Source organism: Pirellulales bacterium (assembly GCA_035533075.1).
In the GTDB taxonomy this organism is placed as follows: domain Bacteria; phylum Planctomycetota; class Planctomycetia; order Pirellulales; family JAICIG01; genus DASSFG01.
Genome location: DATLUO010000145.1, coordinates 1 through 10,327, shown reverse-complemented (window position 1 = coordinate 10,327; position 10,327 = coordinate 1). Strand labels below are relative to the sequence as shown.

The 10,327-nt window shown below is 65.6% G+C and carries 10 protein-coding genes; 8 read left to right on the top strand and 2 right to left on the bottom strand.

The window, feature by feature from the left end; translation table 11 throughout:
- Window positions 1–540: 540 nt before the first annotated feature.
- Window positions 541–879 (top strand): hypothetical protein, encoded by a 339-nt coding sequence (locus VNH11_18760; GenBank protein HVA48413.1) that lies wholly within the window; start codon window positions 541–543, stop codon window positions 877–879.
- Entirely contained in the window at window positions 851–1,168 is a 318-nt protein-coding gene (locus tag VNH11_18755) for a hypothetical protein (protein ID HVA48412.1), read from the top strand. The genes VNH11_18760 and VNH11_18755 overlap by 29 nt, the downstream gene beginning before the upstream one ends.
- A gap of 1,022 nt (window positions 1,169–2,190) precedes the next feature.
- Here VNH11_18755 and VNH11_18750 read toward each other — a convergent pair.
- Both VNH11_18750 and VNH11_18745 read right to left on the bottom strand, forming a co-directional pair.
- Window positions 2,191–3,042, bottom strand: coding sequence for a Uma2 family endonuclease (locus tag VNH11_18750; GenBank protein ID HVA48411.1), 852 nt, complete (start codon window positions 3,040–3,042; stop codon window positions 2,191–2,193).
- A 234-nt stretch (window positions 3,043–3,276) separates the two neighbouring features.
- The gene (locus VNH11_18745) at window positions 3,277–4,602 is read right to left on the bottom strand and encodes a sigma-54 dependent transcriptional regulator (GenBank protein HVA48410.1); all 1,326 of its coding nucleotides are present in this window, start codon (window positions 4,600–4,602) and stop codon (window positions 3,277–3,279) included.
- 358 nt (window positions 4,603–4,960) lie between these two features.
- On the opposite strand from VNH11_18745, the gene VNH11_18740 reads away from it, so the two are divergent.
- The 6 genes from VNH11_18740 to VNH11_18715 form a co-directional block, all read left to right on the top strand.
- Window positions 4,961–5,422, top strand: coding sequence for a CBS domain-containing protein (locus tag VNH11_18740; protein ID HVA48409.1), 462 nt, complete (start codon window positions 4,961–4,963; stop codon window positions 5,420–5,422).
- 75 nt (window positions 5,423–5,497) lie between these two features.
- Window positions 5,498–6,193, top strand: a complete 696-nt coding sequence (locus VNH11_18735; GenBank protein ID HVA48408.1) for an MgtC/SapB family protein — start codon at window positions 5,498–5,500, stop codon at window positions 6,191–6,193.
- A 66-nt stretch (window positions 6,194–6,259) separates the two neighbouring features.
- On the top strand, window positions 6,260–7,162 hold the full coding sequence (gene thyX / locus VNH11_18730) for an FAD-dependent thymidylate synthase (GenBank protein HVA48407.1): 903 nt from the start codon (window positions 6,260–6,262) through the stop codon (window positions 7,160–7,162).
- Between the two features lie 363 nt (window positions 7,163–7,525).
- Complete coding sequence (locus VNH11_18725; protein HVA48406.1) at window positions 7,526–8,173, top strand: sigma-70 family RNA polymerase sigma factor; 648 nt, start codon at window positions 7,526–7,528, stop codon at window positions 8,171–8,173.
- A gap of 48 nt (window positions 8,174–8,221) precedes the next feature.
- Entirely contained in the window at window positions 8,222–9,286 is a 1,065-nt protein-coding gene (locus VNH11_18720) for a serine/threonine-protein kinase (GenBank protein HVA48405.1), read from the top strand.
- A 146-nt stretch (window positions 9,287–9,432) separates the two neighbouring features.
- Window positions 9,433–10,327 (top strand): WD40 repeat domain-containing protein (locus VNH11_18715; protein HVA48404.1); only part of this gene is annotated, 895 nt, incomplete at its 3' end.

The window sequence follows — 10,327 nt, the reverse complement described above, 5'->3', positions numbered from 1 at the left end:
GCGGGACGCACGACGCGGGAGGGAGAAGGTTTTCGCGTGGCCGGCCTCTGGCGTTCAATCAGCGCTCGACCGAGGCAAGCGCGGGGCGTGGCGGGGAAGACGCGGCGGGCGCGGCGCGCCCGCTTCGTGCTTGTCGGCGTGACGGGGATGCGGGGGAGTTTCGCCGCGTTGCGGCTGACGAGGTTTTTGCGGCCCGGTAACCCAGGGTTCCGCTGCGCTGCACCCTGGGCTACCGAATGACGCCCGTTCCGGGCTACGGACGGCCGGCGGCCGTTCAAGACCAAGCCAACCCACCGGCCGGCCCCAAGAGCCGCCAGTTCGGTCGAGCGGCGGCTAATCGGCAGTAAGCCCCGTGCCTTTTTCGGCGCAAGCCGACCGCTTGGTTGACTTTATCGCAGTACCGGCTAACCTGAACATCGGTATGGCATCCTTTTCGCCGATCTGATAATCGGTGCCGCCACTTGAAAAGTGCCGGCGCTTTCTGCACAATCGCTGGCGGCGCCATGATGGGTGCCACAGATTTTTAACGGAGGATTCGCCATGTCTCAGAGTCTTGCCTGCAATCTCGCCATCGGTTCAACCGTCCGGGTCAAATGCACAGCCACCCGCGGGATGTTCCCCTACGAGCTTGGCGTACTGGTCCGGGGCAGAGATCAGTTCTACGAGACCATGGTCGATGCCGAGCTCGTGCAGGTCGAGGGCGGTGAAATTCCGGACGATGAAGCTCGGCCCGCCACGATCAAGGCGCAGGTGGTCAATGTGAACGGCGAAAATGTTCTCGTCGAGCTTCCACGACAGGTGGTCACGGGGGACCGGCGCATTTGGGTTCCGATCTCCGAGGTGGCCGGCTATGGGGATTCTGTCGCGACAGGCGATTGAAAGGCGGCTGAAGTCGGGCGAAATCAAAATCGACCCGATGCCCAGCCAGGAAGACTTCGACAGCGATTCCGTCGACGTTCATCTCGGCGACGTTGTCTATGCGTGGAGAAAGCCACCGACGGGCTCAACGATCTCCGTTGCGCTGTGGAAGCCACCGCCGGACCAATTCGAACTGAAGCCGGATATGAAAGTCGGTCAGTTGACGTTTTGGAAGGTCGAAGAACCGGGGATCGCCGACGACATCCCAGAGAGGCAGTTCGACCAACAGCAAACCGCTCGCGGCGACTGATCTATTTCAAGCTCCGGCTTCTGGCGGTCAATCAGCGCTCGACCGAGGCAAGCTCGGATCGTGGCGGGCAGCCAAGCCACCACCCGGCTTTATGCCGGTGGGGCTGTGATTGACCGGCAGAGACGAAGCGGCGACCTCCTTCCTCCCGGCGACGGTGCGCGCCACGGTCGTCCGCCAGCCGCGGCGAGGCGGCGGCTGGTGGACGACCGTTGAGGAAGGGGCAGTTGTCCGGGCCGGCCTCTGGCGTCCAATCATCGCCCGACCGAGGCAAGAAGCGGGGCATGGCGGGCGGACGACCTGGGCCGACGAACCGCAATGTCGCTGGGCGATTATTCTGGGGAACATGCCGCCGGCTTGCCCGGCGGTTGCTGACGCTGGTTTCTACAGGCGGCGCCGCACCTTCGTCGGTTATGCCGCCGGCTTGCCCGGCGGTACTTAACGCTGGTCTCTAAAGGCGGCGAGCCCGCTCAAAGGCAACTCTAGCAACCAACGTAAGCCTCCGCCCGGCAAGCGGGCGGCATCCTCCTGCGGTGCCGCCCCGACCCGTCTAGAGACCAACGTGAGCCTCCGCCCGGCAAGCGGGCGGCATCCTCCTGCGGTGCCGCCCCGACCCGTCTAGAGACCAACGTGAGCCTCCGCTCGGCAAGCGAGCGGCATCCTCCTGCGGCGTCGCCCCCACCCCTCCTAGAGACCAACGTGAGCCTCCGCCCGGCAAGCGGGCGGCATCCTGCTGTGATGCCGTCCCGACGACCCGTCTAGAGACCAACGTGAGCCTCCGCTCGGCAAGCGAGCGGCATCCTGCTGCGATGCCGTCCCGACCCGTCTAGCCTCGGTGATTGCGATCTGGTTCAAGTCGAGTTCATCGCTTCCGCACCTAAACCACCGCGCCACCTCTCGACTCTACCCCGACCGAGGCAAGCTCGGTCGTGGCGAGTAGAACAGACTCGGTGTCAAATTCGGCGTTTTTGCCAGCCGGCCGACGATCATGGCGTCGACCGGCTGGCGCCCAGTCTCAGCGCGGTCTACTTGTTGGCAGACGAGCCGCCGCCCAACGGCTCGCCAAAATGTCGCCGCCATTCCTCGAGTTCCTTCCGCAATCGCTCCAATTCGTTGCCGGATACCTCCAATTCAGCCACGAGGCGATTGCGTTCCGCCTCGGCCCGCTTGCGCTGCGCCTCGGCCCGCTTGTGCTGCGCCTCGGCCCGCTTGCGCTGCGCCTCGGCCCGCTTGCGCTGCGCCTCGGCCCGCTTGCGCTTCGCTTGTTCCTCAAGCAGGAGCTCGTCCGGGGTCGGCAGCCGGCGGCGGGTGGCAGGATTGTAAAACCGCAACCACTCGCCGTCGCGCTCCAGGTGCAAACCGACGACTTCGCTGGGCAATCGCCCCTCGACCGTTTCGATGCGAGCATACTTCCCCTCGCGCAGACGATAGCCTTGTAACGGCGGACCGAGATACTCGTCCTTGGGATCGAACAGAAAATATTCGGGCACGACGATCTTGTCCTGATAGATCGCCATCTTCTCGTCGAGGTCTTCGTCTCGTGTCGATTTGCTGGTCAGCTCGACCACGAAGTCCAGCCCATGACCTTCCTCCCAGACAAAGTACGCATCGCGGGGCTTGTCTTTAGGCACGCCGACGGCGACGAAGACGTCAGGCGAAACATGCTTGCGCGGATTGCCTTTCTCGTAATAGACGAACATGTTGCCCGACACATACACCAGCGGCTCGTTGGCGAAATACCGCTGGAGCGTCTTGACCCCGATCAAGAGATTATCGCGATGGATGGGTGTTTCACCCACGGGCCGGCCGTCTCCGGTGGGGTATTCGATTTCCGCCTCGGCCCCGAGCGAACGCGGTGGTGAAGGGACCGTTGCCATATTCGTCTCCCATGCGCCCCGTCGACCTTAGTTTAGCCGGTCGGCGTGCGGTCGTCGATGTCCCGCCGCTTCCTGGCTGAGGGATGGCGCGAAATGCATCGTAGAGTGGGACCAGTGAGCTTGCGAGCGCCGGCCCACCGATGGCCGGCGTCCTTCGTGGTGGGCCGGCGCTCGAAAGCTCGCTGGTCCCACCCTACACTCACCCCGAACCAATCATCGACGACCGACAAAGCGCTACGCAATCCCGTACTTTTCCAGCAGCCGGTAGAGACTGCGGCGGTTGATGCCCAGGGCCCGCGCCGCGCGTGCTTTGTTCCCTTTCTCGCGTTCCAGCACGTCGACCACGTGCGTCCGCTCGATCTCTTCCAGCTTGTCGCTCTGCCCGTTCATGGCGTGCGGCTCGTGCGTCGGGGAGCGGACCTCGGAGGGGAGGTCTTGCCAGCGGACCATCGTCCCTTCGGCGAGAATCTTGGCCCGCTCGATGACGTTGATGAGCTGGCGGATGTTGCCCGGCCAGGCGTAAGCCTCCAGGGCCTGCATCGCTTCCGGCTCGATTTCCCAGCCCGGCCCCAGAAACTTCGCGACCAACAGCGGCACGTCGCCGGCCCGCTGCCGCAACGGCGGCAGCTCCATCGACATCACGTTGATGCGATAGAAGAGGTCCTCTCGGAACCGTCCGGCCCGCACTTCCGCGGCCATGTCGCGGTTGGTGGCCGCCAGCAGCCGCACATCCACGCGGCACTCCTTCAGCGAGCCGACCCGCCGGAACGAACCGTCTTCCAGCACCCGCAGCAGCTTGGCTTGCAGCGAGCCGGGCATCTCGCCGATTTCGTCGATCATCAGCGTGCCGCCGTCGGCCAGCTCGAACAGCCCCTGCTTGGCGCTCACGGCTCCCGTGAACGAGCCTTTCTCGTGGCCGAACAACTCGCTCTCCAGCAATGTTTCGGGCAGGGCCGCACAGTTGATGACCACCAGCGGCTTGTCGGCCCGCTTGCTGGCGCGGTGCAGTCCCCGTGCGACCAGCTCTTTGCCGGTGCCGCTTTCGCCTTGAATGAGGATGGCCTTGTCGGTCGGCCCGGCCCGGTCGATGAGCCGCAGCACTTCTTTGATGGCCGTCGAACGGCCGAGGATTTCCGACGAGGGCTGGCTGCGTTCGAGCACCGCCTTAAGCTGCTGGTTCTCCTTTCGCAACTGTCGCTGCTCGAAGGCCTTCTGCACGACGACTTCCAGCTCGGCCAGCGGAAAGGGCTTGGTGAGAAAGTCGTGGGCGCCGCGCTTCATGGCCTCGACGGCGGTGGCAATCGTGCCCTGCCCGGTGAGCATCACGATTTCGCAGTCGGGCGTGCCGGCCTTGAGCTTCTGCATCAGCTCCAGGCCCGACAGGCCCGGCATCACCAGATCGACCACGGCCACATGGAACTGCCGTCGGCCGGCCAGTTCCAGCGCGGTCTCTCCGTCGGCGGCTTCTTGAATCCGATAGCCGCGGCGGGAAAAGCGGCGCGCCACGGTCGAGCGATATTCCGAGTCGTCGTCGACAATCAACAAGTCGATGTTTTCCATCTAGGTCTTGGGGCTTGGGTCTTTGGTCTTCGGTCTTTTGGGCCGGCCTGAGCGAACACGCGCTCACGCGGAAGTTGTAAAGCAACGCCTGTGCCGCCCTGCGGAGGGGCGGCAATTCCCCGCAAAATCAAGCGGTTTTGGAATCCTCGCCTTGGTTCGCCGAGTGTGCGGAAATGCCTGCCGCGTGCGTTTCCGCACACGCCCATCGTAATTCTGCGCGTCCCTCATTGCTCCACGCAAGCGATAAACGGCCACAAATCAAGGGGAAACGGTGCGCTGGTCCGGCTGGGCACCTCACTTGCTTAAACGTCGCTTTGGGGCAAGACCAGCAAGCCAACCTAACGGAGTTCCCATCAAAATGAACAGTGCCATCGAGCGATTATTGACGTTGCGCGTGTCGGATGTCATGTCGCGCAACGTGGTCAGCGTCGCCGCGAACAAAAGCATGGCGGAAGCCGCCACGGTGCTCACGCAACAGTTTATCTCCGGCGCGCCGGTCGTCGGCGACCACAACCAGTGCGTGGGGATTCTGAGCGCCATCGACTTCGTGCGCTGTATCGCCAACTCAAGCGGCGGTCCTCCGACACCTGCCGCCGCCAACGGCCATGCGTGCCAGATTCCGGCGACCGATTTGGTCGCTTCGCACATGTCGGCGTTGGTGCAAACCGTCGCGGTCGACCAGCCGTTGACCGCGGCCGCACGACTGATGTGCCAGAACCACATTCACCGGCTGATTGCCCTCGACGACCAGGGCCGCCCGGCCGGCGTCTTGACCTCGCTCGATATCGTGGCGGCCTTGATCAGCGCCATCGAAGAATGAACCCTGAACCCTACTGCGCATCTCCGCCGCGCCGCGGTATCCTGGGGGAACCTTCAATCCCCGGCGGAGATCTGTATGCCCCTCGAACTGGCCTGGCACGAAGTGGCCATCCGACTTGCCTTGACCGTCTTTGCCGGCGGTTGCATCGGACTGAATCGAGGAGAGCACGGCCAACCTGCCGGCCTGCGGACCACCATTCTCGTCTGCGTCGCCGCCGCCGTCTCCATGATCCAGGCCAACCTGCTCCTGGCGACGGCCGGCAAAACGCCCGATTCGTTCATCGTGCTCGATTTGATGCGTTTGCCGCTGGGTGTGCTTTCAGGCATGGGCTTCATCGGCGCCGGCGCCATCTTGCGACGCGACAACCTGGTGATGGGCGTCACCACCGCCGCCACGCTGTGGTACGTAACGCTGATGGGCCTCTGTTTCGGGGGCGGGCAACTGGGCCTGGGCCTGTCGATGCTCGCGGCGGGCATGCTCGTGCTGTCGGGCCTGAAATCGATCGAGCGTCGTCTGAAGCAAGATCGCCACGCGGTTTTGCGGCTGACGGTCTTGCCCGACGGCCCCGGCGAAGACGACCTGCGCCGCATGCTGCATGAGGCGGGCGTCCGCGTCCATTCGTGCGCCTTTCACTCGAGCACCAAGCTTCAACATCGCAGGCTGCGGTGCGAGGTGCGGTGGCGGTCGTCCGGAGACGCCATCGAGACGCCGCCGGTTGTCGCACGCCTGGCCCAACTCGAAGGCGTCGTCCGGCTCGACTGGCGGCCGTAGCGCGGAAAGACGTTATAGGCAATAGACGTTGCCAGCGGCCGAGCGGGCCGGCACAATCATGGCATCATGTCTGACATCGCCGCCGATCTCCGCTGGAAAAAATTCCCCGTCTTGGACGACGGGTTCGTGTGCCTCGTCGACGTGATGGGCAACGACCAGGCCGTGGTGCAAGCGGCCCGCGTCAGCTACGGCGAAGGCACGCGGCAAGTCTCCGACGATCGCTCCCTGATTCGCTATTTGCTGCGGCACCGGCACACGACGCCGTTCGAAATGGCGGAGGTCAAATTCCTGGTGCGCGTGCCGATGGATGCCTGGCGGCAATGGATTCGGCACCGCACGGCGAACGTGAACGAGTACAGCACGCGCTATTCGTTGGCGATCGACGCGGCCCAACGCACCGACCCCGCCGCCTGGCGCACGCAGGCCACGCAAAACCGCCAGGGGAGCGGCGACATGTTGCCCGCCGATCTCGGCGCCGACCTCTCGCAGGCCGAGGCGGAGCTGCTCGAACAGGCGCGAGAGGTGTACCAGCGGCGGATCGAGTCGGGCGTGGCCCGCGAGCAGGCCCGCAAAGACCTGCCCCTCTCCACCTACACCGAGGCCTATTGGAAGATCGACCTTCACAACTTGCTCCATTTTCTGGCGCTGCGGATGGACAGCCATGCGCAGTGGGAGATTCGCCAATACGCCCGCACGATGGGCGAAGAAATCGTGCGGCCGCTTTTTCCGCTGGTCTGGGAGGCGTTCGTCGACTACCGCATCGCGGGGATGCACTTGACGCGTCTCGACCGCGAGCTGATCCAGCGGCTGACGGCCCACTTGGCGGCGGCCGGCCGGGCACGGGCCACGCTCGACGACTTTCTGGCGGTGCAGCCGCCCGAATGGTCCGAGATGAAGCGCTGCCGCGAGCGCGACGAGTGCCGCGAAAAGCTGCAGCAGCTCGGACTGTTGGTCGAGGCGGACGCCTGACCCGCGGGCACGCGCGCGGTTTCGACCCGGAGTGCCACCGAACCGGCACACGCCCGGCCGCGGTTCGGGCAGGGGTGGGCGCCGAGCCCACCCTCCGGAAGCAGGGACCGCGCCGAAGTGCTTGCACTTGCGGAAAACAACGGACCACGGACGACGGACGACGGACGACCAGCGATTTGACATTCGCGGCTCGCAGGTTCCGCGGGCCTGGAGAATTACTTGACTTTCGGCTTCCCGGTTGGGAAACTCGCCGTTGGGTTGTAGGTGGCAAACTGTGATCTCGATCGGCCGGGCATGGAGCGGCGCTGCTCGCCGGTTTTGGCGGCGAACCGTCCGTTTCCTCGAAGAAAGGCATCTTTGGTTATGCAGACCCACGATGCGGCAGTTGAGTCGGTAGTGGAGGTGCGCCGTCAGATCGCGGCCGGACGCGGCGGTTCGGCCGACGCCCGAGGAAGGCTCTTCGAGCGTTGCCGCCAATACCTGTTGCTCGTGGCCGAACGCGAGCTCGATCCGGGCCTGCGCGGCAAGATCGGCGCGTCGGACCTGGTGCAGCAGGCGTTTCTCGACGCCGAACGAGGTTTCGAGCAGTTTCGCGGAGAAAGCGAAGAGGAGCTGCTCGCCTGGCTCAACCGTATCCTGCAAAACCACGCCGGCCAGGAAGTGCGGCATTTCCGCCTTGCCGCCAAACGCGACGTGCGCCGCGAACGGGCGCCGTCGGTCTCCGCGGCCGGCGGCTTTGAGTTGAGCATCGCCAGCGACATCGAAACCCCCAGCCGCGAGTTGCAGGCGGCTGAGGAGGCGGAGTTGTTGTCGCGGGCGGTGTCGGCCTTGCCCGGCCACTACCAAGACGTCATCCAGTTGCGCAACACCGAGCGCAAATCGTTCGAAGAGATCGGCGAATTGATGGGCCGTTCGCCCGAAGCGGCGCGAAAGCTCTGGGTGCGGGCCATCGAGCAGTTGCGGACCGCGCTCGACGACGGGCAGTCAGGACCGCAGTCAGAACAACGATGAAGCAGGGCCTCCGCCGTCGGGCATCCGGAGTCTGGAAAGTCAGGGGTTATGGGCCAGCCGAACAACCAGCAGCCAGACGGGGCCTCGGCCTCGCCCGACCAGGAAGCTCTTTGGGAATCGCTGTTGATCGCCTATGACGAGGCGCTGGCGCGCGGCGACGATCCGGCGCTCGACGAGGGCCTCGTTCCGCCCGATTTGCAACCGCGGCTGCGCGCCTTGGGCGCATGCGTGTCGTTGCTCGCGCGGACCCGTCAAGCGGCCGCCAGTTTGCCGGCCGCCAGTTTGCCGGCCGCCACCTTGCCGGAGGCGCGCGGATCGCGAGAGACGCCGCTGAAAGCCCAGATCGGACGGTTCGAGCTGCTGCGCGAGCTCGGTCGCGGCGGGCAAGGCGTCGTGTTTCTGGCCGTCGACCCGCGATTGCGCCGCCTGGTGGCCCTCAAGATGCCCAGGCCCGAGGTGCTGACCACGCCCGAACGGCACCGACGCTTCTTGCGCGAGGGACGAGCGGCCAGCGCCCTGGCCCATCCGAACCTGGTACCGATCTTCGAGGTGGGCGACGATGGGCCGTTCGTCTATATCGCGGCCGCCTATTGCGAAGGGCCCGCGTTGGCCAAGTGGCTCAAGGAACATCCTCTGGCGGTTGCCTTCCACGAAGCCGCCGCCCTGGTTGCCTTGTTGGCCGATGCCATGGCTCACGCTCATGCGCGCGGCATCATCCACCGCGACATCAAGCTCTCGAACGTCTTGCTGGCGCCCGCCGAGCCCGGTTCGCTCGGCGCCGTCGAGCTGCGCGGCCAGCCGGTGGTCCCCTGCCTCACCGATTTCGGCCTGGCCCGGCTGACGGACGACGATGGCGAGCAAACGCGCACCGGCGTGCTGCTGGGCACGCCGTCGTATATGGCCCCCGAACAGGCCGCCGGACGCGCGGTCGACGTCGGGCCGGCGACCGACGTCTACGCCCTGGGCGCCGTGCTCTACGAGTTGCTCGTCGGGCGGCCTCCCTTTCGCGGCGCCAACGATCTGGAAACCTTGCGATTGGTGGGCGAAGCCGAGTTGGTCACTCCATCCGCCTTGCGTCCCCATCTCCCTCGCGACTGGAGGCCATCTGCTTAAGGGCGCTGGCCCCTTCGCCCAGCGGCCGCTATGCGACCGCGGCGGCGCTGGCCGCCGACCTGCGGCGCTTCCTGCGCGGCGAAGCGACCGAGGCCCGGCGGTTAAGCAGGTTGCGGCGAGGCCTGCGCTGGTTCCGGCGCAGGCCGGTGCGCAGCGCACTGCTGGCGGCGATGCTCGTGTTGCTGGCCGTGGTCGGCTCCGGCGGCCGCTGGTATTCACTCCGCCTGGCCGAGACGCTGGAAACCTCGCGGCAAGCGGCCCGGCGCCGCGACGAGCTGCGCTACGACGCCGTCGTGCGCTCGGCCTGGCAGGCGTACGACAACGATCACGCGGCCGAGGCCCAGGCGATTCTCGCCGCCGCGGGTGTAGGTCGGGCTTTCCAGCCTGACGGGCGTCAGGCTGGAAAGCCTGACCTACGCGGCTTCGCCTGGCGTTTGCTGTCGGAGCTTGTTAAAAGCGTCGAACCGATCACCTTCACCGGGCATACAGGCGACGTCTATTATGTCGCTTTTTCGCCCGATGGCCGCCTGCTCGCCACAGCCAGCCAAGACCATACCGTGCGTCTTTGGGACGCTTCCACGGGCAAGCTGCGGGCCACGCTTAAGGGCCACACCGACGAGGTGAACGCCGTGGCCTGGTCGCCGGATGGCAAACGCGTGGCCTCGGCTTCCGACGACGGCACGGTGCGCCTCTGGAACCCGCTTTCCGCCCGCGCCGTCGAGCCGCTGCTGCGCGTCGGTCAGCCGTTCCAGCCTGACGCGCGTCAGACGGAAGAGGCCGCCCTTGTGGAGCGATTCGAGCACGGGATCGTATCGCTGGCGTTTTCGCCTGACGGCGCCTATCTGGTGTCGGGCGACGGCCGCGGGCGCGTCGTTTTCATCGAAACGGCCGATTGGCAATCGGCAAAGACGATGGAAACCGAGGGCGGGCGCATCGAGGGCCTGGCCCTCAACCGCGATGGAACAATGTTGGCGACGGCAAGTCATAAGCGGGGCGTGCAGCTCTGGGACTTGGCCACCGGCGCGGCACCCAGGACCTCGC